The organism is Corynebacterium macginleyi (genome assembly GCF_003688935.1).
Classification (GTDB): domain Bacteria; phylum Actinomycetota; class Actinomycetes; order Mycobacteriales; family Mycobacteriaceae; genus Corynebacterium; species Corynebacterium macginleyi.
Genome location: NZ_REGE01000005.1, coordinates 1 through 23,600 on the forward strand (window position 1 = coordinate 1; position 23,600 = coordinate 23,600).

21 protein-coding genes and 2 pseudogenes are annotated in these 23,600 nt (G+C 58.1%); 4 read left to right on the forward strand and 19 right to left on the reverse strand.

The features are described 5' to 3' along the window. Positions 1–688: 688 nt before the first annotated feature. Both D9V82_RS13240 and D9V82_RS04990 read left to right on the forward strand, forming a co-directional pair. Positions 689–988: a hypothetical protein gene (locus D9V82_RS13240; protein ID WP_121911334.1), complete on the forward strand. Its 300-nt coding sequence runs from the start codon at positions 689–691 to the stop codon at positions 986–988. After that, positions 946–1,152: a zinc-binding dehydrogenase gene (locus D9V82_RS04990; protein WP_121911335.1), complete on the forward strand. Its 207-nt coding sequence runs from the start codon at positions 946–948 to the stop codon at positions 1,150–1,152. Before D9V82_RS13240 ends, D9V82_RS04990 begins: the two co-directional genes overlap by 43 nt. A gap of 66 nt (positions 1,153–1,218) precedes the next feature. Here the strand turns inward: D9V82_RS04990 and D9V82_RS04995 are convergent, their stop codons facing one another. Both D9V82_RS04995 and D9V82_RS13100 read right to left on the reverse strand, forming a co-directional pair. Next, positions 1,219–1,413 (reverse strand): YbfB/YjiJ family MFS transporter, encoded by a 195-nt coding sequence (locus tag D9V82_RS04995; protein ID WP_325167960.1) that lies wholly within the window; start codon positions 1,411–1,413, stop codon positions 1,219–1,221. Between the two features lie 52 nt (positions 1,414–1,465). Beyond that, on the reverse strand, positions 1,466–1,765 hold the full coding sequence (locus tag D9V82_RS13100) for a carboxymuconolactone decarboxylase family protein (protein ID WP_420826856.1): 300 nt from the start codon (positions 1,763–1,765) through the stop codon (positions 1,466–1,468). 94 nt (positions 1,766–1,859) lie between these two features. Between D9V82_RS13100 and D9V82_RS05005 the strand changes: the two are divergent. After that, a pseudogene (locus tag D9V82_RS05005) lies at positions 1,860–2,401 on the forward strand (transposase); the annotation flags it as partial. 164 nt (positions 2,402–2,565) lie between these two features. Next, positions 2,566–2,829, forward strand: a pseudogene (locus D9V82_RS05010) (transposase); the annotation flags it as partial. Between the two features lie 1,017 nt (positions 2,830–3,846). Here the strand turns inward: D9V82_RS05010 and D9V82_RS05015 are convergent. The 17 genes from D9V82_RS05015 to rsmH form a co-directional block, all read right to left on the reverse strand. Further along, positions 3,847–4,944, reverse strand: coding sequence for a DivIVA domain-containing protein (locus tag D9V82_RS05015; RefSeq protein ID WP_121911336.1), 1,098 nt, complete (start codon positions 4,942–4,944; stop codon positions 3,847–3,849). 208 nt (positions 4,945–5,152) lie between these two features. Further along, entirely contained in the window at positions 5,153–5,443 is a 291-nt protein-coding gene (locus tag D9V82_RS05020) for a YggT family protein (RefSeq protein WP_121911337.1), read from the reverse strand. Between the two features lie 94 nt (positions 5,444–5,537). After that, positions 5,538–6,011: a cell division protein SepF gene (locus D9V82_RS05025; RefSeq protein ID WP_121911338.1), complete on the reverse strand. Its 474-nt coding sequence runs from the start codon at positions 6,009–6,011 to the stop codon at positions 5,538–5,540. Between the two features lie 103 nt (positions 6,012–6,114). Beyond that, entirely contained in the window at positions 6,115–6,813 is a 699-nt protein-coding gene (locus D9V82_RS05030; RefSeq protein ID WP_121911339.1) for a YggS family pyridoxal phosphate-dependent enzyme, read from the reverse strand. Beyond that, a complete protein-coding gene (gene pgeF, locus D9V82_RS05035) occupies positions 6,806–7,543 on the reverse strand; it encodes a peptidoglycan editing factor PgeF (RefSeq protein ID WP_121911340.1) in 738 nt (245 codons plus the stop codon). The genes D9V82_RS05030 and pgeF overlap by 8 nt, the downstream gene beginning before the upstream one ends. 24 nt (positions 7,544–7,567) lie before the next feature. Continuing rightward, positions 7,568–8,905, reverse strand: a complete 1,338-nt coding sequence (ftsZ, locus tag D9V82_RS05040; protein ID WP_121911341.1) for a cell division protein FtsZ — start codon at positions 8,903–8,905, stop codon at positions 7,568–7,570. 310 nt (positions 8,906–9,215) lie between these two features. Further along, on the reverse strand, positions 9,216–9,881 hold the full coding sequence (locus tag D9V82_RS05050) for a cell division protein FtsQ/DivIB (RefSeq protein WP_238995886.1): 666 nt from the start codon (positions 9,879–9,881) through the stop codon (positions 9,216–9,218). Positions 9,882–9,886: 5 nt separating this feature from the next. Then, the gene (gene murC / locus D9V82_RS05055; protein WP_121911344.1) at positions 9,887–11,350 is read right to left on the reverse strand and encodes a UDP-N-acetylmuramate--L-alanine ligase; all 1,464 of its coding nucleotides are present in this window, start codon (positions 11,348–11,350) and stop codon (positions 9,887–9,889) included. Next, positions 11,351–12,460 (reverse strand): undecaprenyldiphospho-muramoylpentapeptide beta-N-acetylglucosaminyltransferase, encoded by a 1,110-nt coding sequence (gene murG / locus D9V82_RS05060; RefSeq protein WP_121911345.1) that lies wholly within the window; start codon positions 12,458–12,460, stop codon positions 11,351–11,353. Between the two features lie 20 nt (positions 12,461–12,480). Then, the gene (locus tag D9V82_RS05065; RefSeq protein WP_121911346.1) at positions 12,481–13,899 is read right to left on the reverse strand and encodes an FtsW/RodA/SpoVE family cell cycle protein; all 1,419 of its coding nucleotides are present in this window, start codon (positions 13,897–13,899) and stop codon (positions 12,481–12,483) included. A 23-nt stretch (positions 13,900–13,922) separates the two neighbouring features. Then, positions 13,923–15,320: a UDP-N-acetylmuramoyl-L-alanine--D-glutamate ligase gene (murD, locus tag D9V82_RS05070; RefSeq protein ID WP_121911347.1), complete on the reverse strand. Its 1,398-nt coding sequence runs from the start codon at positions 15,318–15,320 to the stop codon at positions 13,923–13,925. Positions 15,321–15,359: 39 nt separating this feature from the next. Further along, positions 15,360–16,472 (reverse strand): phospho-N-acetylmuramoyl-pentapeptide-transferase, encoded by a 1,113-nt coding sequence (gene mraY, locus D9V82_RS05075; protein WP_121911348.1) that lies wholly within the window; start codon positions 16,470–16,472, stop codon positions 15,360–15,362. Positions 16,473–16,502: 30 nt separating this feature from the next. Continuing rightward, positions 16,503–18,032 (reverse strand): UDP-N-acetylmuramoyl-tripeptide--D-alanyl-D-alanine ligase, encoded by a 1,530-nt coding sequence (locus D9V82_RS05080; protein ID WP_121911349.1) that lies wholly within the window; start codon positions 18,030–18,032, stop codon positions 16,503–16,505. A 2-nt stretch (positions 18,033–18,034) separates the two neighbouring features. Beyond that, entirely contained in the window at positions 18,035–19,570 is a 1,536-nt protein-coding gene (locus D9V82_RS05085; RefSeq protein WP_121911350.1) for a UDP-N-acetylmuramoyl-L-alanyl-D-glutamate--2,6-diaminopimelate ligase, read from the reverse strand. A gap of 9 nt (positions 19,571–19,579) precedes the next feature. After that, positions 19,580–21,448 carry a peptidoglycan D,D-transpeptidase FtsI family protein gene (locus D9V82_RS05090; RefSeq protein WP_121911446.1) on the reverse strand — a complete coding sequence of 623 codons (1,869 nt, stop codon included), beginning with the start codon at positions 21,446–21,448 and terminating at the stop codon, positions 19,580–19,582. A 220-nt stretch (positions 21,449–21,668) separates the two neighbouring features. Next, complete coding sequence (gene ftsL / locus D9V82_RS05095) at positions 21,669–22,490, reverse strand: cell division protein FtsL (protein WP_121911351.1); 822 nt, start codon at positions 22,488–22,490, stop codon at positions 21,669–21,671. After that, a complete protein-coding gene (gene rsmH / locus D9V82_RS05100) occupies positions 22,487–23,527 on the reverse strand; it encodes a 16S rRNA (cytosine(1402)-N(4))-methyltransferase RsmH (protein WP_121911352.1) in 1,041 nt (346 codons plus the stop codon). Before rsmH ends, ftsL begins: the two co-directional genes overlap by 4 nt. Positions 23,528–23,600: the final 73 nt, after the last annotated feature.

Here is a 23,600-nt window from a genome sequence, read left to right on the forward strand (position 1 = left end):
CGCGGGTTACATTCCTTTCGAGGATAAGTAAGAGTTGATTCGAAAGGTACCCGCGGTGGTCGCCTTTATGTGCACCGGCACGAGGCTTCACCCGGGTAACAGATACACCACACTAGCGGACGCAACCATCCAATGGCCGTGAAAAACCTCCGCGCCCGAAACACCAGTACCAACAAACGTAACACTTGCACACACCACAAAAGTTGCAGTCAACTTCTTTCCAAATCTCATCCGTAGCCCTTCCATGCCACCGCACCTTCAACAGCTCAGCCCCAGATAATTGACAGCCAAAATTATGGTATCGCTACGATTGCACACCGTCCACAGAAATGTGAATAAAAACGCTTTTTCAAACGAAATAATTAGCCAAAACGCCAGATAGACACAAGCGCAGACTCGATCTTCGCGTCTCGCAACAGACCGTCAAATAACCTATATGGGGGGTATATAACTCTAAACTGCACATTCAGGCTGGGCAGTTTACGCATTGCATGTCACCGATGCACTTAGGGGACTCGACCCCCGAAAAGTGGACACATCGGGGGTTGGGCCCGCCTTTCCCAGCACGGCATTACAGCTTCCACCGGAAGTGTTGGTGACTCCTATAATAATGCACCGGCGGAAAACGTTAACGGGCCCTCACAAGAACAAGCTAATCCATACCCGCAGGTAGGACGACGTTGTCGAAGTGGAAATCGCCACGTTCGAGTGGGTGTCATGGTGGAACGAGGTAAGGCTCCACCAAAGCCTGGGATACCGACCCCCCAGCCAAGGTGGAAACCGAATTTTGGAAGCAGACCCCGCAACAGGGAATAATAGAAATCAAGGCAAATGCCTAGGAACAAAACCCGGGGCACTTCAATCATCATCGTTGCAACAACCCCTAGAATCCAAGCGCTATGATTATGCCCGTCGCTTCTTTTTGACCCCAGAGAGGAACTGCCAATGCTGGTTGCCGCCCTCGTCCTTGCTCTTGTGGCCTTTGTAGCTTTGGTGACGTATGTACTAACCACCGGCGAGTGGGCGTTGTACTTCGTCTTTATCGCGGCGGGCGTCGGCATCGTTGCATTTATTTTTGATTGGGCGCGTAAATACCGTGCAGATAATCAATTGATCGAAGATGACTTGTCCCAAGAGCGGAAGCAGCACTAAGGCCGGATACAGTTCTAGCTCACGGCAACACGCGTAGGTCTGAAGCTGGCTTCAGCCACTCTGAGGTTACCCTCGGGAGGCCGCCAAAGAACCAGCAAAATACCCGGCGTAGTTGAAGGTCGCGATCCACGCGCGGGACTGTGCCAACCAACCCAGGCAACCTACCGCCAAAGGCAAGATGGGGGTACAAAAGAATCTCCCCAAGCCTATGGCTACAGCTGGGTCGGCCGTACCACGCGCCAGCGAGGAAGTCACTTTCACAGAAAAAGCATCCAGGTGAGTAGTTTCAGTCGTGGAGGAATGAGCGTCTCCTTCAGGCTTCCCTATTGTTTTCCTCTTGCGCAATGCCCTGGACGATTTTTGCCCTTTCTACTGCAGTCGGCATTCCAGCGTATACGCCAGCATGGAGAATAGCTTCAATAATTTCTTCAAATGAGCACCCGTTGCGGCGCGCTTCTCTAATGTGCGTCGCGAGCTCCGCATGTCTGTCTTGCGCAGCAAGAATACCTACGGTAACTAAACTGCGGGTTCGTAAATCGAGTCCATTTCTAGGCCAAAGGAATCCCCAGGGAGCTGTCTCAAGTAATTCGAGCACGGGTTGTGCGGGCCCCATCCTTTTAAAGTGGTGTTGACATAGTTATCACCCAGGAGAGAGTGTCTAATGGTTTGTGTGTAGGTTCCCAACCTACATAAGGAAATAAGCCAGAATGACTAGTGTGGCACGACGAGATGCGGCTGATAAGGCCACAATTTGATGCGATTGAATAAGGAAGCTTCTTGCTCACCCTGAGATGGCGAAACTTATTGACGAGCTAGGCACGTCCACCACGGATGCCAATGACCTGGTTCGCGGCATGTTGCAAGTCTCGATCACTAGGGGCTTGAATGCTGAGATGGATGCCCACCTGGGCTATGCATCCGGTGATAGCCCAGCTAAAGCTACTGTTGGAAGAAGATAACTACCGCAATGGGACGTATCCAAAGACCGTGGATTCTAACTACGGGCCTGTAAGCAGTGATGTTCCACGAGATAGAAACGGCACGTTTGTCCCTACCATGGTGCCCAAAGGCTTAAGGAGATTGACCGACGTTGAGTGAGACGATCGTCAGCTTGTATGCCGGCGGAATGACCATTCGGGATATCCAGCATCATATGGCAACAGCGATGCGTGTCGATATCTCTCATGAAACAATTTCCGCGGTCACCGATGCCGTTCTCGGTGAGGTCATGGTCTGGCACAACCGCCAGTGAGATGAGTTCTACCCCGTTATCTTCCTGGGTGCTGGTTGCGTCCAGTAGTGTGGTGTATCTGTAACCCGTGGTAAGCCTCGTGCCGGTGCACAATAAGGCGACCATCACGGGGTACCTTTCGAATCAACTTCTACTTATCCTCGAAAGGAATGTAACCCGCGATGGCCACTAACCCTCATCATATCGATCCCACTGCGTATCTGGAAGAATTGCTCACCCAAGCCTCCCCAGACTTGATGCGCCAGATGCTTACAGACTTCATCAATCAGATCCTCTCGGCCCAAGCAGATAGTGTTTGCGGCGCCGATTACGCCACGGTGTCTCCACAACGGACTAATACCCGCAATGGCTACCGTCACCGCTGCTTAGACACCAGGGTAGGAAGCATTGATGTTGCTATCCCGAAACTACGTCACGGCGCATTCTTATGGGCCTGACCCCCGAAAAGTGGACACATCAGGGGATAGTTATGCTGCTGTGGTCCGGGTAGCTGAAATCTTGGTTTCACACACATTAGGTGTTACAAGGTTGCACCAAGAGTGCCGTCTTCGCGTATTACAGAATATCAATGACCGTGGCCACATCCTTGGTTGTTCCTCCCTTGTTAGCAGCAGGTAGGTAATGTCGCCGACATCAACTCGATTCGGCGCGTTAGCGCTAAAATTGCGGCCTACTACATCCGGCATGAGGCGATGGCCAGGCTCACACCTAGTGGTGGTAAATCGTCGGCGCTGCGGTAACCTTCGCGACGATGACGGCATCGGATTACATCTCTAACCTGAGGATTTTACGGGTTTGGACCGATGTATAAAACGAGCAACGATTCAGCTTTAAAACGTGTCACATCCACTTAACCGAGTATTCGGTTCGATGGTCATAGCCACACTGAGAAGCAGAACTCCCGTGAGTTGCTTTAAGCAAATTATTTTGCAGCCTTACCCAGGATGTCACGTTCTTCGCGCAGCTTCGCGTTTTCTTTCTCCAGCTGGCGGATCCATATCAGGATTCTTTCGCCGTTTGGGCATTCTCATGCACCGGTTTTATGCAGGCGCGTTTGCCGGTGCCGTACTTAGTGCCCCATGAATGTGTTGATGCGCGGTTGATTCCGAGCTCGGCTGATGCTGAGTTCAGCGAGAGGTCCTCAGTGTTTTTGATAGAGGGCCACGGCATCGCGTGTGAACTGTTCGGAGTGCCTGGGCATGATGGTGGATTACCAATTTTGCTAACCCAACCGGACTGGAGATCAGGTGTCCGCCAAACTGGGGTGAGCCCGTAGATTCCGTAGCGACGGCATACTAAGCGGTGCCATGTATCCTCCCACCTTTTAGCAGCTTGGTGGAGTGAAAATTCGCCGACAGCCGAAAGAACGCTACGCCCACTCCTCTAAGGGCGTGGGCGCTACGGTTACCTATTTTAGGTTAGTTACTCATCCAACCAGCATCTTAGTTCTTACCGGCACCGCCGTTAGGAGCGGCAGTTCCGCGAGTCTCGAGCTCTTCCAGCTGAGACTCGAGGAGAGTCTTCAAGCGGGTGCGGTACTCGCGCTCGAAAGTGCGCAGCTCGGAGATACGTGCCTCCAGAGCAGTCTGCTGCTGCTTGACCGTATTCATCACTTCAGTGTGCTTCCTCTCAGCATCAGCCTGCAGCGATGCGGCCTTTTCCTCCGCCTGGCGAATCTGTGCCTCGGCACGGGAAGAGGCATCGTATTCGGTCTGCTGAGCCTTGGACTCTGCTTCAGAGACTAGCTTCCTCGAACGGTTTTCTGCATCCTGCACCTGAGCGTCGTACTTCCTCTGCGCCTCAGCAAGCTGTGCCCTGGAACGAGATTCAGCATCGGAAAGTTGCTTTTCAGCAGCTGTGCGAGCTTCAGACAGCATGGACTCAGACTCGGCGCGAGCCTCAGAAGTCAGGCGATCTGCCATCTGCTGGGCCAAGCCCAGCACGCGGGCTGCCTGCATGTGCGTATCGGGGGTAGCCAGGCCGTCTTCACCCTGTGTAGCACCGGCAGCGGTGGCCGCAGCGCTGAAGGAAGCTGAATTGGAGGAACCTGCTGCGGAAGCGGAGCTCTTCCAATTTTCGTTCTCACGCTGGGAAGACTCTAGCTCATTCCTGGCCCTCCTGGCCTCTGCACGAGCCTCCTCGGCTTCCCTCTTGGCCTTTTCTGCCTCGGCCTGAGCTGCCTTTGCCTGCTCCTGGGCCTTCTTGGTTTCTTCCTTCGCGCGAGCAACCTCAGACTTGGAGTCCGCCAACTTGGTTTCATACTCAGCACGCAGCTTAGCCTCAATCTCCTTGCGCAGAGCTTCTCGGTCTGCGCCAGAGGTTGCGGCGGCCATGGCACCGGACCCTGCTCCGTTCATCTTAGCCCCGGAGCTAAGATCGCTCACCTGCGCCTGCAAGTCTTCATTTTCATCCTGCAGCTGGGCAAGGGCGTCCTCAACGAGGTCGAGGAACTGATCTACCTCATCCTCGTTGTAGCCACGCTTGCCAATCGGCGGCTTACTGAACGCGACGTTGTGTACATCAGCTGGTGACAGTGGCATGACTTGTCTTCCCCTTCGAATTGATCCAGCCCCGGAGCTTCCAGGGCCTTAGGAGCTGCGGTTCCAGTTTATCTAAACCTTCCCCACTAAGTTATATGTGGTTCATGATACGGGTTATCGCATTATATTGTAACCGAAAGTCCACAATAATGGACGTAACGCCGACTCTCAATGTCTACCAAAGGTTACGGAGTGATGCGAAGTTGTCCTACAGGAAAATAACCTGCAGGAAAAGCGTCAAGAACGACAGCATAAAAAACAGCACCAAGACGGAAACATCCAGCGCGATCCCGCCCATCTGCAGCGGCGGAATAACCCGGCGCAAAGCTTTAACCGGTGGGTCCGTAATGGCGAACAGAGGTTCGGCGACGATCATGAACCACCGCGGAGGGTTGAATTGCCGCGAGAAGGATTGAATCATCTCGATAATAATCCGAGCGATCAATACCCATGTATAAACCCTCACCAAAAAGATGAGAATAATTCCAATTTCAATCACGATTAGTCAGCCTATCGAATAGTCCCCCGTAGGTGTGCATTGCGCACTGTACGGGGGTTAACGGAATCTGCGGCGTAACATCTGGCTCGCGTTCCTAGCGCAGACCGCCGGCTCGCTCCAGTTCAGGTGTGGCAATATCGGCAGACCTAGGCACGACGGCGAACACCCGACGCTGGGTATCCATACCCTTCGTCAGATTGAGCATGCGCCCTTCCAAACCGAAACACAGGCCCGCGGCGAAATCGATGAAACGTTTAGCGGTGCTGTGTTCGGCATCGGTAACCTCAAAGACGACTGCGTCGCCATCACGGAAAGGCTCGCCCACCTTGGCGGCATCGTTGAATGAGGTCAGGGAGATAGCCACAATAGTAGGAACGAATTTTTCCTCGACGAGTGATGGTGTTGGGGTTGGCTCATAGGCCTGGGGAGCGCGGCGCGGTGCATAGGCCGCAGGGGCAGCGGCTCCATTGCCCATATAACGCGGCTCGTCGTTGTAGTAGGCGTCGTCTTCTTCGAAATCCATCGGACCAAGCCCGAAGAAATTCTTCGTCCTATCAATGAATGACATTTTGGGTCTCCCTCTGACCTAAATTTGTTCAAAGTTTAAGCGCGCAAATGTAAATGATGTGACTCATGTGATTTGCGCTGTGAAATGCGCTTTTGCAATATTTTTAACCTACTGGGCGCTTTCCCATGATGCTGGTTCCGACACGCACAATATCCGTGCCCGCGGCAATCGCTGCATCCAGATCCGCGCTCATCCCAGCCGAAAGTTTGAGGCGTCGGTCAAGGCGCTCGGACAACCGGTCAACGTCGGCCCGGACCGTTTCGAATACCTCCCGTGCATCAACATTGAGAGGAGGTACCACCATGAGCCCAGCAAATTCTAAATGCTCCGCCTTTTCAACGGTCTCGACCACCTCGTCCAGTTCTTCGCGCACTACTCCCCCGCGAAAAGTATCGCCATCGGCGGAGACCTGAATGAATACCGCAAGGTTGGTGTCTCGCTCACCGCGCTCATGTGCAAGGCTCACGCCGCGGTCGAGGGCCTTGGCCAACTTCACCGAATCCACCGAATGGACGCTGGTGGCCCACCGCGCGACATGGTTGGCCTTTTTTGTTTGAATCTGGCCAATCATGTGAAATCGCAGCCGATCTAATTCCTGTGCCTTCGCTCGGGCTTCTTGCTCGCGGTTTTCCGCCACGTCTTCTACCCCAAGCTCCGCCAAAAGGGCGATGTCTCCTGCGGGATGGAACTTAGTCACGACCAGCAACTGCGGGGCCGGGCGGTCATGCTCGGCGGCAATGGTGCTTATACGCTCCCGCGTTGCGGCCAGATTTTCTGCCAGTTCTTGTTTCCGTTTACTCATGATTAGCCTCCAGCCAAATCACACCAGCCTGGCGTCCAGTGGTTCCTTCGCGCCGATAGGAAAAGAAATTCGTGTCCTCAATGGTGCAGCGCGGATCCGAATCGATGTTGGTAATGCCTAGGCCCATCAATTGGCGGATAAGCCCAGCCCGGACGTCTATGCCCCACGTACCCTGCGCGGTCTTGCATTTCGAGCCTGGAAGCCGCCGTTCAACATCGTTAGCCATTTCTTCCGGCACCTCGTAGTTTTTGCCGGATGCGGCGGGCCCCATGACCACCTGGATTCGCTCCGGCTGGGCACCGAGTTTCTGCATCTCACGCACGGTATTGACTACGATTGCGTTACGGGCACCGAGCCGACCGGCATGGACGGCGGCGATGACCCCGGCGGAAACATCAACAAGCAGCACGGGCGTACAATCCGCGACGAGGACGCCTAGGCCGAGCCGACGTTGCGTGGTCAAAATCGCGTCCGTTGCGGGCACCGGGGTATCGCGCGGGCCGTCAACGACGGTGACCGTATTGGTGTGGAGCTGTTCCATCCACACGATGTTTTCAATCCCGGTGATACGCAAAAGGCGCTCACGGTTAGCCGCCACGTTAGCCGGATTGTCGCCGACATGGCTGCCCAGATTGAAAGACTCATAGGGATAGGCAGACGCCCCGCCTGCACGGCTGGTAAAAACCATGCGGACGGGGCGGTTAGTGCGATGTTCCTCGTTTACTGACATGCACACCAGCGTAGCGGTTTGCACTTAGCGCATGAAGGACGGCACATCGAGATCGTCGTCGCCATCGTCACCACGGCGCTGACTTGGCCGGGACAGACGGTAGTCTTCACGGCGGTCCTCGCGGAAGCGATCGGAGTTGGTAAAAAGTCCACTAGACTCGCTGCGGCGCTCCTCCGGGTGGCGGTCATCGTAACGGCGCTCATCAGCGCGACGGTCCTCAGCCCCGCGAGCCTGGCCAGCGCGCGGCTCATAGGAATGGCGCGGTGCGTAGTCATCGGCAGCGGACTGGGCAGACGCCGGGGTGGCAGAGGCCGGGGCGGCAAGGTTGCCGGCCTCGCGATCACGGTTCTCAAAAAGCGAGCCCGGCTTGCGCTGCTCGGGGGCGCCCTGTGCGGATGCCGCCTGGGCCGCGTTAGCCTCGGCATCGAAACCGGTGGCGATGATGGTGATGCGGATTTCATCGCCCAAGGTGTCATCAATGATAGTTCCAAAGATGAGGTTGACGTCTTCATCCGCACGTTCTTCGACCATCGAGGCTGCGGAGTTGACCTCGTGCAGCCCCAGGTCGGAACCGCCGGCGATGGACAGCAGCACGCCCTTGGCACCCTCCATCGTGGATTCCAACAGCGGCGAGTTGATGGCCTGCTCAGCGGCGGTCATGGCGCGGTTATCGCCCCGTGCGGAGCCGATGCCCATCAACGCGGAGCCTGCATCAGACATAACAGAACGAACGTCAGCAAAGTCGACGTTGATCATGCCTGGGATGGTAATCAGGTTGGTAATACCCTGGACACCATTGTGGAGGACCTCATCCGCTGCGCGGAAGGCCTCCACGATGGAAAGCTCCTCCCCACCGAGCTGCATCAGGCGATCATTTGGAATGACGATGAGGGTATCGCAGACCTCGCGCAGCTCTTCGATGCCGGCCATGGCCTGGCGAGTACGACGCGCGCCCTCGAATTTGAAGGGGCGGGTAACAACGCCCACGGTCAGCGCGCCCATTTTCTTCGCGATGGACGCCACAACGGGAGCGGCACCCGTACCGGTACCGCCGCCCTCGCCGGCGGTCACGAAGACCATATCAGAGCCCTGCAGGGCGTCTTCGATTTCGGACTTGTGGTCTTCCGCAGAGGTCTTGCCTACCTCAGGGTTGGCGCCTGCGCCCAAACCACGGGTGGCCTCGCGGCCGATGTCGAGCTTAGTATCGGCATCAGAAAAAATTAGCGCCTGGGAGTCGGTGTTAATAGCGACAAATTGAACGCCTTTCAGGCCTTCTTCGATCATGCGGTTAACGGCGTTGACGCCGCCGCCGCCGACACCGACGACCTTGATATCCGCGAGATTGTTATTAGAAGAGATCATGTGAGTAGGTCTCACCTTTCGCTACTTTAAGTCTGCACGTGCATTAAACGAGGGATGTATGCGCTTCACAAGTGTGAACCGCGTTCCACTCCATCTTTAACGACACAGCTGTAATTTTCATGCTCATTTTACGCGTGTCGGGACTCTCAAGTACCACTTTAGGGTTGCTGGCCTGCAGTTTTGCCTTCCACTTCAACAACACTGATAGCAGCTGCGGAAAAAGATCAACGGCTCTGCCGCGCATACGATAGGGCGCAGTAAAAAAGGGACAAGTGCGAGTACTTTCTCTGTCCCCACCGAGGGTTCCACCCTATCTGCGGGTAGTGACCAATTCGGGGTTGGAGATATTCCATTCTTGGCCGCCCATCTTCAGCACAGTCTCAAAAGCGCGGGCCTTATCGTCGTTATTTTCATCGCTGACACCCCAGAAAATACGGCGATCATCTTTGGTAATAAACTGCAAGGAATAGGAATCGGTGACCTCGAGGGTAGCGACTTGGTGGCGCACCTCATCAGACAGCGCGGCGATGGCAGAGACCGCATCTTTGGCCGCAGTGGAGCCACTGTCGATGTCCCCGGTGAGTTCCACCGCACCTTCAGGCGGATCGGCGGAAATAAATTCCTGTCCCTTGTCATCGATGAGGTAGGTGGTGTCGTCCCTTTTCACAAAGGCGACGGCCTTGTGTTCCTGGACGGAGATGTTCAAAGTCGATGGCAGGTCGCGCGAGACCGTCACAGAATCCGCCCAGTCCAGGCTCGCAACGCCACGAGCCGCCTCGTGGGCGTCTACCCGCAAGAGGTTTTCGCCCTCAGAGACTCCTGCGGCCTCTCGCACCTGGGCAGCATCGAGTTGGTGTATGCCCTCAACCTCAAAGTTTTTCACCGTGAAGATGGGCACCGCCCACACCACGCCGCCCACCACCAGCACGAGGGCAAACAGGCCGCCGATGATGCCGAAAAAGACCTTCTTCGACACCCGCACTAGTGGGCCCGCAATTCATCGAGGATTTCTGCGGCCACGAGGGTGATGGAACCGGCTCCGATGGTTAAGATAATATCCCCCGGCCGCGCAATGGAGACCACGTCTTTGGCCGCAGCGGAAAAGTCTGGCTCAAAGATAACCTCCATCTCATCTGGCATCTTCGTGGTGATAATGCGCGACGTAATGCCCTCAACGGGTTGTTCGCGGGCGCCGTAGATATCGAGTACGACGGCGGCATCGGCAAGCGCAAGCGCCTGCGCAAACTCGGCGTCGAATTCCATGGTGCGCGAGTACAGGTGTGGCTGGAAGCAGGCGATGACGCGCCCGCCATCGCCTTCCGCCGCAACCTTCGCGCGCGCCGCCCGCAGCACAGCAGCGACCTCGGTGGGATGGTGGGCATAATCGTCGAAGACGCGGACGCTTCCCCCCTGCCAGTCCACGCTTCCCCGGTACTCAAAGCGGCGGCGCACTCCGCTGAAGTCCGCAAGACCCTCCGCGATGGTGCCGGGCTGACCGCCGGATAGCACGCCAGCGATAAGCGCCGCCATGGAATTGAGCACCATGTGATGGCCGGGGATCTGCAGCTGGTAACTCACAGACTCTTCCACGCCGGGCAGGGAAAGCTGCACGGTACACGCCATGCCGGCGGCGGTGGTCTCCTCCGCCGTGAGCGTTGCGGCCAGCGGCACGGAGGTAGTGCGCGCCGTCTCTGCGCCACCATATCCAAGGACGTTGATACCGCGGCTCAATGCCTGCTCGCCGATCCTGGCCGCATGCTCGTCCTCCGCGCACACAACGAGGTAGCCGGTCTCCGGGGTGACCAAATCCGCGAAGTCCGCGAAGACCTTGAAGTAGGCTTCCGCGGAGTGGAAATAATCAAGGTGATCCGGCTCCACGTTGGTGATAACGGCGATATCGGGGCTATAGCGCAGGAGCGAGGCATCGGATTCGTCGGCCTCTGCGACGAAGGCCTCGCCGGTACCGCTGTGCGCATTGGTTCCGGCGCGGTTGAGTTGACCGCCGATGGCAAAAGAGGGATCCAAACCCGCGTGTTGCATGGCACTGACCACCATCGATGTCGTCGAGGTCTTGCCGTGCGTGCCCGCCAACAGCACCTGGGTGTGGCCCTCCATCAGCGCGGCAAGCAGGTCCGAGCGGCGGATGAGCGGAATATTATTCTCCCGCGCGGCGAGGAGCTCCGGGTTATCCTGCGGAATCGCCGCGAAGGACGTCACGACGGTGGTAGGCAGCTCACCAGACAACTTGAGGTTTTCCGCGTGGTGTCCAATGGCCACCTGTGCTCCCATAGAGCGCAGTACCTCCACCGGGGTGGAATCCTTCACATCGGACCCGGTGACGACGGCGCCACGGGCAACGAGGATGCGGGCAAGACCCGACATCCCAGAACCCCCGATGCCAATGAGGTGGACGCGGCTGAGATCGTAGTGTGCGGGATCGGTCATTTACTTATCCTTCTTTCCTACCTGCAGTTCTGCCTCCTGCACACGATTAGCGATGCGGTCAGCGATGATATGTGCCGCATCCCCCGCCGTGGACTGGGCAGCCGCCTGCGTCATGGCTTTCAGGCGCTCTGGATCATCGAGGATCGCGCGGACCTCTTCGATGAGGCGATCGGCATCCAATTCCGCATCGGGAATCTGCACGGCGGCGCCGGCTTCTACCATTTCACGCGAGTTCAACGCTTGCTCGCCGTTGCCGTGGGGCAGCGGAATATAGATCGCGGGAAGACCCGCAGCGGAGACCTCAGCCACCGTCATCGCGCCCGAACGGCACACCACGAGGTCCGCTGCGGCCAGCGCACCGGCCATATCATCGATGTACGGCAACGCGGCGTAGTTCGGGTGTGGCTCGGGTGGATCGTTTTTCTTGCCATATGCATGCAGGAGCTGGAAGTCTTTCGTAAGGTCCCCCGCTGCGCCCGCCACGGCGCCATTGATGCTGGAGGCCCCCTGGGAACCGCCAGTAATCAAGATGGTGGGAAGCTGCGCCAAGTCCCACTTCGCGCGAGCATCCGCGGCGGCATTTCCGTTCTTGTCCGCAGCATCCGCGGCCAGGCTGGGGCGCACTGGGATGCCGATGACCTCACCCTCCATGCCGGAATTGGCATGGGCGTTGAGGCCGATGCCGCCGAGCTTGACGCCCAGCTTATTGGCCATGCCTGCCAGGGCATTGGTCTCGAGGACGTAAAAAGGAATGCCTAAGGTCTTTGCCGCGATATAGGCAGGCCCAGAGACATAACCGCCGGTACCGAAGACGACATCGGCCTCCACCTCTTTTAAGACCTTCCGCGCCTGGTAAACGGACCGCGTGAGTTTGACAGGCAGCTTAGCCAGGTTGATATTGACCTTGCGAGGAATCGGCACGGGGGTAATCAGGCGTAGGTCCACACCGCGGGTGGGGATGATATCGCTTTCTAACCCTTTTTCTGTCCCTAATGCAGTAATCCGAGCGCCGTAGCGCTCGCGCAGAGCTTCACCGACGGCAAGAGCGGGCTCAATATGTCCTGCAGTGCCGCCACCTGCAAGGACGACGGAAAATGGCGTGGAAGTCATAGCCTAAAGGCTACCAGCGCCTACTGCCACGGACGGTTCTCGGCGCGCGGATATCTCCGCCCACTTCCGGTCACCGGGCGGCCATAGCGGGCGTCGCGCGCCCGCGGACTAACCTCCCGCGGCCGGGAGTGCCGGGGTTGGGAATGCCGACCCCGCGATTTCTGCTTCCCCGCCGCTGGCGGCTGCGGCTCACCGATAAGAAAGAGGCGATCAAACAGCGGGCGTCCGAAGTTCTGCATGGCAGAAATCTGCATAGGCTCGTGGCGCGCCACATTGCACAAAATGCCCATCGAACCGATCGTGATAATCGCGGCGGTACCACCCGCAGAAATCATCGGCAGCTGAATACCAGTCACCGGCAGCACACCAATGACATAGGAGATATTGATAAACGCCTGGGTCACCACACCGATGGTCAGCGTCGCGGCAAGCAGGGATTGATATTGGTTCTGTGCGCGAGTCGCGGTGCGCAGCCCTATGTAGCCCAAGGCAGCGAATAAAAAGATCACCAGCGCGCCGCCCCACAGGCCGAGCTCCTCGCCCACGATGGCAAAGATGAAGTCATTCTTGGCTTCTGGCAGGTAGAACCATTTGGCGCGCGATTGGCCGAGACCAACGCCCCAGAAGCCGCCATCAGCAAGCGAAAGAAAGCCCTGGTAAGACTGAAAACCCGTGCCCTCGGTATCGGAAATATTGCCAAGGAGAGCATCGAAATAGGTATGGAAACGGTGGGAGCGGAAGCCACCGATGAAAAAGACTGCGAGGAGCCCCAGCGCACAGAGGATGCCGATGACAATGGGCACCCGCCTATTCACGCCGGCGAAAATAAGCGTAAAGACCACGACGGTCGCGAAGGACAAGGCCATGCCCAAGTCGCCTTGTCCCACTATGAGCAGAAACATCACGCCCGCGATAAGTGAATACATCATGAACGGGTCCGATAGTTTGAGGGACTGGTGTTGCTTATCAGCCAGGACAGAGGCACCGAACATTCCTACCGTGATGCGCGCAAGCTCGGAGGGCTGCAGGGAAATCGGGCCAATATAAATCCACGATTGGGACCCCACCTCCGCGCGGCCGGTACCAATGCCGGGAATGAGCACCGCGATCAACAGCAGAATGGAAAGCATCAATAGCCACGGGATAAATTTGCGCAGCGTATGCGGGGAAACTTTCAGGCCGAGCCAAAATGCAACCAACCCGAAAATGACCAGGCCGGTTTGCCGCAGCGCCTGGTTCCACACGCCGCCATCTTCTGTCAGCGACGTGGCCATGGAGGAGGAAAAGACCATGACCACGCCGATACCGATGAGCAGGAAGATAATCAGACGCAGCAGCTGATAATCTAGCCCGGCCTGCTGGCGGGCTTGTTCGCGCACGTCACTAATTCGCTGGCGCAAGCTCGTCGAGCGGCGCCGGTGCGGGGAGGTGGCCGTCATGAAGTCTCCTAATTAAAAAAGGCCTACTGCGCACAGGCAATTTTGCGCGCCGCTGCGGCAAACACATCACCGCGTTGGGCCATTCCGGTGTACATATCCAAAGATGCCGCAGCCGGGGCCAGGAGGACAGTATCGCCTGCCTTGGCGTGTTGCACGGCGGCGCGAACGGCAGAGTCCATAGCCACCTCCGGGTCGGTATCCTCAATGAGCTCCACCGGGGTATGCGGGGCGTGGCGCGCGAGCGCTGCAGCGATAATACTCTTATCGATGCCCATCAGCACTGCAGCCTTCAACCGCGCGGCGTGGGTGGCGATGAGCTCATCCACGTCCGCCCCCTTGAGTTGTCCCCCGGCGATCCAGATAACGGAATCGTACCCTCCCAGGGCGGCATCAGCCGCGTGCGGGTTGGTAGCCTTGGAATTGTCGATATAGGACACCCCACCGTGCTCGTGGACCACGGCGCCGCGGTGCCCGGCCACCGCGTAGGCGGCTAAACCTTCCTGAATGGCGGCGGGGCTTGCACCCGCCAAGCAGGCCACGCTCGCGGCCGCCGCCGCATCGAGGACTCCCGCAAGACCGGCCGGCTCTATGCCCTCGGCGGCGCCCAGATCTAGGGCTTGCCCGCCGCCTAACCTAGATACCAAGCGCCCGGCGCTCACCCCAACCTCACCGGAAGCTGGCTCACCGGCGGTAAAGCCGTATACGCCATCGATCCCCTCGACATAGCGGCCCGCCACGGCATCATCCCTGCCCACGACGGCGCAGGTGCCGTGCAAGGCCTTGGCCTTGGCGCGGGCATAGGCATCAAAGGATCCGTGCCAATCCAGGTGGTCTTCAGCCACGTTGAGCAGCACTCCCACATCAGGACGAAGCTCACTGGACCAATGCAACTGGAACGAGGACAGCTCGGCGCACAAGACATCTACCCGCGAGGTTGCGGTGAGGGCATCAAAAAGCGACACCCCAATATTGCCCACGGCCTGGGCACGCAGTCCGCTACGGGGGGTATCGGCCTGCATGATTTGAGTCAGCATCCCCGTGGTGGTGGTCTTACCATTCGTTCCGGTGACAACGAGCCAGATGCGCGGTGGGCCAAAAACCTCGGCGCGGTCGAGGCGATAAGCCAACTCCACATCGCCGATGACCTCCACGCCCGCGGCCTGGAAAGAGTGTAGGAGTACGGAATCGGGACGCCAGCCCGGCGAGGTCACCACCAGGTCATATTCGCCCGGAACTACGACGTTGGCAGATACCGTCGCCACGCGAAAATCTTCCGCCACGTTTGCTAGGGCCGCAGCATTGGAATCAGCGACGGTAGTATCCACGCCGAGGTGCGCGAGCATCGCCACGCACCCGCGGCCCGCGATCCCCGCGCCTGCGACAAGTACGCGCCCACGCAGAAAAGGTGGAAGCTCAGCCATGATGAGTGCCTCAATTCTTAAATATCTGGTGCCTGAGCACTATTTCAGGTTTCCGAAGCTGACTGCGGAGAGCCAATCGCCGTAGAAGATGCAGATGCCCGCCATCGCGGCCATCGCACTCAGCAGCCAGAAGCGCGTCACCACTGCGGTTTCGGCCCAGCCGCCGTTTTCAAAGTGGTGGTGGATGGGCGCCATGCGGAAAAAGCGCTTGCCTGACGTGCGGAAGACGACGATCTGAATAACCACGGAGACCGTCTCTATAACGAAGATTCCACCGATAACGATCATCAGCAACTCAGTGCGGGTAGTCACAGAAAGGCCGGCGACAAGGCCGCCGAGCGCAAGCGAACCAGTATCGCCCATGAATATTTTCGCCGGCGCGGCATTCCACCACAGGAAGCCCAGGCACCCGCCCAGACCAGCGGCTGCGAGAACAGCGAGGTCCAAAGGATCGCGGACCTCGTAGCAGCCGGCCGCCGGGGAAATGGAGCACGAGTTGCGGAACTGCCAGAAGCTAATGAGGGTATAAGCACCCATCACCATAGCGGTGGTACCAGCGGCAAGGCCATCTAGTCCATCAGCCAGGTTGACAGCATTCGACCATGCGGCGATAAGCAGGTACAAAAAGACCAACACGAGGATCGTGCCGATAACAGCACCGCCGACGGCTATATCAAAGGTATCGAAATCACGAACGAAGGACAGGTTTGTTGAGGCCGGGGTCAGCCCGTTGGCATCCGGGAATTGAAGGGCGAGAATACCGAAAATAAGCGCAATGGCCAGTTGGCCTACCAGCTTGGCGGTTTTATTAAGGCCGAGGTTGCGTTTTTTAAAGAGCTTAATGAAATCATCCGCAAAGCCCAGGCCACCGAGTCCCATGGTCAAGAAGTAGACCAATAGCCCCGAGGGGCTAAATCCGCCGTTGCCCGTCGCGCGTGCATAGATCCCAACTATAAGGTAGGCCACCGTTATGGCCAGCAAAATCGCCAGACCGCCCATCGTGGGGGTGCCCCGCTTCCGCAGGTGGAGTTGCGGGCCGTCCTCGCGGATTTCTTGGCCTTTTCCGACACCAGAAAAATACCGAACCAAAACCGGGGTGGTAAAAATCGCGATGAGGAAACTGACGACGCCCGCGATGATGATCTGAGTCATTGCTAGAGATCTTTCTCCTTGAGATGGTGACTAACGGCGATTGAGCTTTTCTGCCACGCGCCACAGGCGCTGGGCATTCGAAGATTTCACGAGGACGACGTCCTTAGCCGAACGCGCGGACCAGTCCTCTACCCCGGCAGGGGCTACCCGCAGGATATTTTCCACGGCCGCCGTCGCGGCCTCAATATCGGGGCAAAGTTCGGTCTGGATGCCGTGCGCGTGAGCGGCCTCCGCCATGGCTATGGTATTCGCTCCTTGTCCTACTGCGACTAGGTGGTCCACATGGTATTTAGAGAGTACCGAACCTAACATGCGGTGAGCTTCGACAGCCTCACCGCCGAGCTCGCCCATCTCCCCGAGCACCGCGATGGAGCGGGCATCGGGGCGGCCGGCGGAAGTATAGGCCAAAGCAGCAATCGCGGCGTGCATCGAATCCGGGTTGGCATTATAGGAGTCATCGATAACGGTGAGACCATCGCGGCGGGTCCGCACGTCCATGCGATGCGCCGAGCTCGTCTGGTGCCCGCTCAGCGCCCGAGCCACAACCGCGGGATCCACACCCGATTCAATGGCCGCAGCGGCCGCAGCCATGGCGTTGGAAACCTGGTGCTTGCCAAAGACCTGCAGCTTAATCTCCATCGGTGGCACGGCTGGGGCGTGAAAGGTAAAGGATGGGCGGGCGACATCATCAAGCTCAATATCCGTGGCATAGTACTGCGCGTCCGCGGCATGCGGGCGGCTGGCGGAATAAAATACCACCTTCGCCTGGGTTCGCGGCGCCATGGAAGCCACGAAAGGATCATCCGCATTGAGTACCGCTACCCCGCCGTCTGCTGCGGCGGGAAGAGCCTCAATGAGCTCGCCTTTGGCCAGGGCGATATTTTCTCGCGAACCGAACTCACCCAGATGCGCGGTGCCTACGTTGAGCACCACACCCACCGTAGGAGCCGTAATCTCCGTCAGGTGGCGAATATGGCCGATGCCGCGCGCGGACATTTCCGCTACCAGGAAACGGGTGTGCTCATCGCAGCGCAGGGCGGTATAGGGAAGGCCTACCTCGTTATTGAAGGAGCCGAGAGGAGCCACGGTTTCGCCCTCGGCGCGAAAAATGGTGGCCAACAAATCCTTTGTAGAGGTCTTACCCGCGGAGCCGGTAACGCCGACAATATCTAGGCCTTGCTCCGCTGCGAGGCGGGAAGTCACCTCGCGTGCCAGATCAGATAAAGCCCCAATCACAGCGGCGGCAGAGCCATCCTCATCGTTGGCATAAATATCTGCATTTGCAGAATCACCGGTTACGCGGCCTTGGGGCTCAAGGACTACCGCCGGTACCCCCACCGGCCGAGCGGCTAGCACAGCCACGGCGCCTTGTTCGATGGCCTTTTTAGCGAAGTCATGGCCATCGACGCGGGCACCAGGCAGGGCTACGAACAGGCTGCCGCTGGTGACCTTGCGCGAATCAAACTCCACGAAACCGGTTACGCGCCTATCGGGATCATCTACGCTATCCAGCCTACCGCCGGTTATCGCGGCGATATCTCCAATAGAAAGTGGAATCATTGCTACTCCTTCGTACCCCTAAGAGTATCGCGATACGCCATTCCCGCCAGCTTTTCCTCAATAGCGCGCGCCATTTCTTCTCGGTCATCAAAATGCAGGGTGCGCTCGCCGACGAGCTGGCCTACCTCGTGCCCCTTCCCAACGACGATGATGGCATCGCCCGGCTGCGCCCAATTCACCAGCTCATCAATGGCGCGCGAGCGGGAGGCAATCTCCCTAATATCGCCGTGGGGTGCAGCCTGCCGCGCGCCTTGAATGACCGCCGTACGGATCGCGGCAGGGTCTTCGGTGCGGGGATTATCATCAGTAACCACCGTGAGTTCCGCCCGGGTGGCCGCGGCCGCTCCCATCACCGGGCGCTTGGTGCTATCGCGATCACCACCAGCACCGACGACAACGCCGACGCGCCCGGAAGTGCCCTCCACTTGCTGGCGCAAAGTATCGAGAACCTCCGCAATGGCAGCGGGCTTGTGGGCATAATCCACCACGGCTACGAAGTCTTGCCCGCGGTCGATCCTTTCCATGCGCCCGGGAACTGCAACATTTTCCACCCCGGCCAAGAATGCCTGTGGGTCTTCACCCACGGCAGTGGCCATCCCCAGGGCGAGTGCAACATTGGCGATATTGAACTCGCCGGGCAACGGCAGCCGGAAGGAATAATCGGTGCCGTCCAAGTCGAGGTCGACCTCTTGTGCCCCGGTCGGCTCGGTGGCTGTTTGCTGGGCAGTGATCGTGGCATCGCCTGCGCGCGTTGCCACCGTCGTAACCGGGGTGCCTGCGTCTGCTACCAGCCCGTGGAGGCGCTCGCCCCACTCATCATCGACGCAGATGACAGCCCGTTGAGAGGCTTGCTCACCCAAGAACAGCCGGGACTTGGCAGAAAAGTATTCCTCCATCGTGGGATGGAAATCGAGATGGTCCTGGCTGAGGTTGCTGAACCCAGCGACCGCAAAGTTGGTTCCGCGCACCCGGCCGAGCTCCAAGGCGTGAGAGGAGACTTCCATCACCACGTGGGTGACACCCTCGTCCTTCATGCGGGCAAAAAGCTCTTGGAGCCGTGGCGCTTCCGGTGTGGTCAAGGAGGTAGGCACCGGGGTGCGATTGATGCGAGTGCCGGTAGTGCCGATAAGCCCCACTGAATGGCCGGCGTGTAAAAGGCCAGCCTCCAGTAAGTAGCTAGTCGTGGTCTTGCCGGATGTACCGGTGATCCCCAATACCGTTAGATCGCGGGTGGGATGTCCATATATTTCTGCCGCGATAGGACCTAAGACGGCGCGGATATCGTCTACTACGATAATTGGCCGGGTCTCGTTAGTTTGGCGGAGATGGTCAAGCCCGGCGGCATCGGTAAGAACCGCGCCCGCCTGGGTATCCCCGACGAACTGGGCGCCGTGCACGCGCGTACCGGGAAGCGCCGCGAATAGCGCGCCAGCGGGAAGGCGGGCGGAATCCAAGCCGCACGCGCTGACCTCTACGGTGCCATCACCGATGAGGCGTCCGTGTGAAAGCTGCGCAAGTTTTTCTAAGGAAACAGACATTTCAAGCTCCTATTGTTCCCGCAGTAACAACCGCGGCGCTGGGTTCGAGGTGGGAATGTTGTCGCGATTGAGCAGCCAGGAGGAAATATCCCGAAATATGGGGGCCGCAGACTGGCCGCCTCCGCCATTGTCTTCCACGCCGGACTTAGGTTCATCAACCATGACTGCAACGACGAACCGTGGGTCATCAGCAGGTGCGATGCCCGCGAAAGTGATCCAATACGCGGAATTAGAATACGCCCCGGAATTCGGATCTACTTTCTGCGCGGTACCGGTTTTGCCGGATAGCTGGTAGCCCTCCAATTGGGCATTTGCGGCCGTGCCGCTCTGCACGCCGGCGTCGTCATCTTGGAAGACAGAGCGGAACATATCCACCGTGGTTTGGGCGGTGTTTTTGTCCACAACCTGGGTCTTCTTCGGCTCGGCGAGTTGTTCGATCTCGCCATCGGGGCCTTTGATCTCAGCAATGATGCGCGGTTCGATGCGCTCGCCGCCATTGGCAATTGCTTGGTAGACGCTCGCCATCTGCAGTGTTGTCCACGCCTGGCCCTGGCCGATGGGCAGGTTGGCGAAGGTGCCACCTGACCACTGTTCTAGGTCTGGCACAGTACCGGCGGATTCATTCGGAAGCTCCACACCCGTGGTCGCGCCCAACCCGAACTTCTTCAGATAATCCGCATACTTTTCGGGTCCAAGTTTGTCAGCTATCATCAGGGTGCCCACATTGGAAGACTTACCAATGATCCCGGTGGTGGTGTACGGCTCAGTGCCGTGGGCCCAGGCATCGTTGACGGTCACACCAGCCATATCGATGGAACCGGGTACCTGGTGCACCTCATCCGGCGTGGTGATGCCTTCTTGCAAAGCAGCTGCCGCCGTCACCACCTTAGCTACCGAACCCGGCTCGTAGGGATGGGAGATGCTGCGATTCTCAAAGTCTTTGCCTTCTTTGAGTTGCTTTTCAATATCTTTATTTGGATCCACCGTGTCAGTGTTAGCCATGGCGAGCACCTGGCCCGTCGCTGCATCAAGCACCACCGCCTCGGCCCCCTCCGCCTGAGAATTGGCCTTGGCCTTTTCCAACTTTTGCTGGACGTAAGTCTGCAGATCCAAGTCCAGGGTAAGGGTGACATCGCGGCCATCGACGGCCTCCACAACATCGCGCAAGGTGCCGGGTATGACCTGCCCGTCGGTGGAGACATCCTCCGTAGACTGCCCATCGATGCCGGTCAATTCGGTATCGCGGGCTGCCTCAAAGCCAAATTGGCCGTGGCCGCCCATCGATACCTTACCCACAATGTTTTCAGCAATCGCCCCATTGGGGTACTGGCGGATATCTTGCCGGTCAGCCGCCACACCGTGATACTTATTGGAAATCTCCACGGCGACATCCGGATCCACGTTGCGAACCAAAACCTCATACTGGGTATCAGCCTTGAGCTTGTTTTTAATATCGTCCGCTTCAACCTTGGAAGCAGAGGCACCCGAATCCGCAATCATTTTCGGGATCCCTTCAGCCATCTCTTTGAGCTTGTCCTCCATTTGCTTGGTGAGGTACTCATCTCTGCTACTGTCATCCAAGCCCTCGAGCTTGCCTTCGGAGGTGGCCTCAATCTTGGCCTGCTCCTTGAGTTCAACGCGCAGGCGCGCCGGAGAGACAGTCAAAGAACGAGATTTCATTGTATAGGCCAAACGCTGGCCATCGCGGTCCAATATCTCTCCGCGGCGGGCAGGATCGATATAGACGCGTTCGCGCTGGGTAACAGCCTTCGCCGCAAGATCTGGACCCCACACCAGTTGCACCCAGGCGAGGCGACCGCCCAAAGCCACACCGACGACAATAACGCAGGTCAAAATGATGCGCAGACGCTGGCGCATGATGGCTTTTTGGGGCACAACAGAGCCCACAGCGCGGCGCGGCCGCGGACTGTCCCTACGGTTACCACCATTATTCGGTGCAGTCACGGTGCCTAATCACCTTCCCTTCGCCGCCACAGGTTCTTGCATGTACCGATTGTGCCCTACAGAATGGGCTGGGCCCGCGCTACCACGCGCGAGCACCTAGAATTTCACAACTTATTCTGTCCGTTTAATCGTTCTAGCCGGTATACGGCGCGCGGACGGGAAGGTGGGGGCGATTTTCGCCAGCGCTATCGTGGTTATCTGCGTCATCGCTACCGCGGAACTCGCCCCTATCCTCGTCCGCATCATCGGTGCCGACGTATTGCTGCTGACCGCGCGGTACGGCGTTAAGGGAATCAGACATTCCCTCAGTGTCCTTCGGGTCGCTTGACGCTTGCCCCGGACGGATGGGCTCGCCGTTGACATCGATAAGTTTTTCCGTATCCGGAGTGCCTTCGCGCTTGGCGATGATCTCTCCATCCCCGCCTACCTCAGTCACGCCAGGTTGCTTGGGCACTGCCAGGCCCAATTCATCAGCGCGGCGGGCAATATCGGCCGAGGAGCTCAAATTTTCGGCGTCCCGGTTGAGCGATTCAACCTGGTTATCCAATTGCGATTCCTGCACAGTCAGCTGTTGGATTTTAAACGTCTGCGTGGTCGACAAACCAGACAGCCACATGGCTAGCACTACCCCGCCGATGAGCAAGGTGGCGGCCAAGACAGCCACGCGGGTATAAGAATAATTCTGCTTCGCCTGCGATTGCAGTTGCCGGCCACGGAAGCTGACGACCTGTTTCGAACCCAGCCGATTCGCCCCGCGGTGTGGAATCCTGGTACGACTAGGGACGGTCCGGGGTGCCGTTGTCCCAGCAGTTCTGGTAGAGGTACGCTCGCGCACTGCGGTTGGCGCTCCCGTATCAATTCCGGTGGTGAAGTCCCGGCTGGCGCCCATACTGCGAGTGGCCTGTCTGTCGCGGCTACCCGTTAAGTGCTGATTTCGACGTGGGATGGTACTCATTTCTTGCCTCCCGGGGGTAAAAATTCTGGCGTGCCTTTCAGCCGTTCTAGGGCGCGCACGCGCACGGATGCGGCGCGGGAATTTTCATCTACTTCCGCTTGAGATGCCTTTTCGGCCCCGCGGGTTACCGTGGCGAATTCCGGTGCGGTACCCGGCAGGTCCATCGGCAAGCCGATAGGCGTGGTGGACGTAGATAGATCCTTGAATGCCGCTTTGACAAGGCGATCTTCTAAGGACTGGTAACTCATAAAGACTGCACGGGCCCCGATAGATAGCGCACTGGTGATGACAGGAAGCACATTCTCAATAGCCTCCAACTCACGGTTTACCTCGACCCGCAGCGCCTGGAAGGTGCGCTTTGCTGGGTGCCCACCCGTGCGGCGAGTCGCCGCCGGAATGCTCGAATAAAGAAGTTCCACCAAGCGGCCCGAGGTGCTAAAAGGTTCCTTCTCTCGCTCCTTGACAACAGCGGAGGCAATCTTGCCGGCAAAGCGCTCGTCACCATAGGTCTTGAGAATCCGTGCCAAGTCTTTGTGCGAGTACGTATTGAGTACGTCAGCAGCGGTAAAACCGTGGCTGGAATCCATCCGCATATCTAGCGGCGCGTCGGTCTTATAAGCAAAGCCGCGCTCTGCTTGATCCAGCTGCATGGAAGAAACACCCAAATCAAACAAGGCTCCCGAGATGCCGTGGGAGCGGGCAGTAGCAAAGATCTCACCCTCACCTTGGGCAATGGCGGTACCGAGCTCATCGAAGCGAGCATGAACCGCACAAAAACGCGAGCCAAAAGGCGCTAGCCGCGCAGTAGCATTTTGCAATGCCTGCTCATCGCGATCCACACCGATAACCTGCGCCTGCGGAAAGGCCTGAAGGAAGTACTCGCTATGCCCCCCGGCACCCAAGGTGGCATCCACAAGAACAGCCTGCGGGCCCGCAGTCTCCACCCCAGGGCGCAGAAGCTCTGCCATGCGCTCGCGCATGACCGGCACATGTCCGTGGTTATCCACCACATCGTAATTAAGGTTAGTTGTAGCCATGTCTCCCCGCGTCCCCCCTTTCTCATTTCCGCTGTGCAGGACTTCCCATCGTGGAAAGCATGCCGAGTGCATA

Excerpts from the sequence above, each read along its gene's own strand:
- mraY (WP_121911348.1), bottom strand. The coding sequence starts at position 16,472 with ATGACTCAGATCATCATCGCGGGCGTCGTCAGTTTCCTCATCGCGATT.
- pgeF (WP_121911340.1), bottom strand. The coding sequence starts at position 7,543 with ATGTCAGTAAACGAGGAACATCGCACTAACCGCCCCGTCCGCATGGTT.
- D9V82_RS05065 (WP_121911346.1), bottom strand. The coding sequence starts at position 13,899 with ATGACGGCCACCTCCCCGCACCGGCGCCGCTCGACGAGCTTGCGCCAG.
- D9V82_RS05025 (WP_121911338.1), bottom strand. The coding sequence starts at position 6,011 with ATGTCATTCATTGATAGGACGAAGAATTTCTTCGGGCTTGGTCCGATG.
- rsmH (WP_121911352.1), bottom strand. The coding sequence starts at position 23,527 with ATGGCTACAACTAACCTTAATTACGATGTGGTGGATAACCACGGACAT.
- D9V82_RS13100 (WP_420826856.1), bottom strand. The coding sequence starts at position 1,765 with ATGGGGCCCGCACAACCCGTGCTCGAATTACTTGAGACAGCTCCCTGG.
- D9V82_RS05015 (WP_121911336.1), bottom strand. The coding sequence starts at position 4,944 with ATGCCACTGTCACCAGCTGATGTACACAACGTCGCGTTCAGTAAGCCG.
- D9V82_RS04990 (WP_121911335.1), top strand. The coding sequence starts at position 946 with ATGCTGGTTGCCGCCCTCGTCCTTGCTCTTGTGGCCTTTGTAGCTTTG.
- D9V82_RS05030 (WP_121911339.1), bottom strand. The coding sequence starts at position 6,813 with ATGAGTAAACGGAAACAAGAACTGGCAGAAAATCTGGCCGCAACGCGG.
- murD (WP_121911347.1), bottom strand. The coding sequence starts at position 15,320 with ATGGCTGAGCTTCCACCTTTTCTGCGTGGGCGCGTACTTGTCGCAGGC.
- murC (WP_121911344.1), bottom strand. The coding sequence starts at position 11,350 with ATGACCGATCCCGCACACTACGATCTCAGCCGCGTCCACCTCATTGGC.
- ftsZ (WP_121911341.1), bottom strand. The coding sequence starts at position 8,905 with ATGATCTCTTCTAATAACAATCTCGCGGATATCAAGGTCGTCGGTGTC.
- ftsL (WP_121911351.1), bottom strand. The coding sequence starts at position 22,490 with ATGAGTACCATCCCACGTCGAAATCAGCACTTAACGGGTAGCCGCGAC.
- D9V82_RS05090 (WP_121911446.1), bottom strand. The coding sequence starts at position 21,448 with ATGCGCCAGCGTCTGCGCATCATTTTGACCTGCGTTATTGTCGTCGGT.
- D9V82_RS05080 (WP_121911349.1), bottom strand. The coding sequence starts at position 18,032 with ATGATTCCACTTTCTATTGGAGATATCGCCGCGATAACCGGCGGTAGG.
- D9V82_RS05085 (WP_121911350.1), bottom strand. The coding sequence starts at position 19,570 with ATGTCTGTTTCCTTAGAAAAACTTGCGCAGCTTTCACACGGACGCCTC.
- murG (WP_121911345.1), bottom strand. The coding sequence starts at position 12,460 with ATGACTTCCACGCCATTTTCCGTCGTCCTTGCAGGTGGCGGCACTGCA.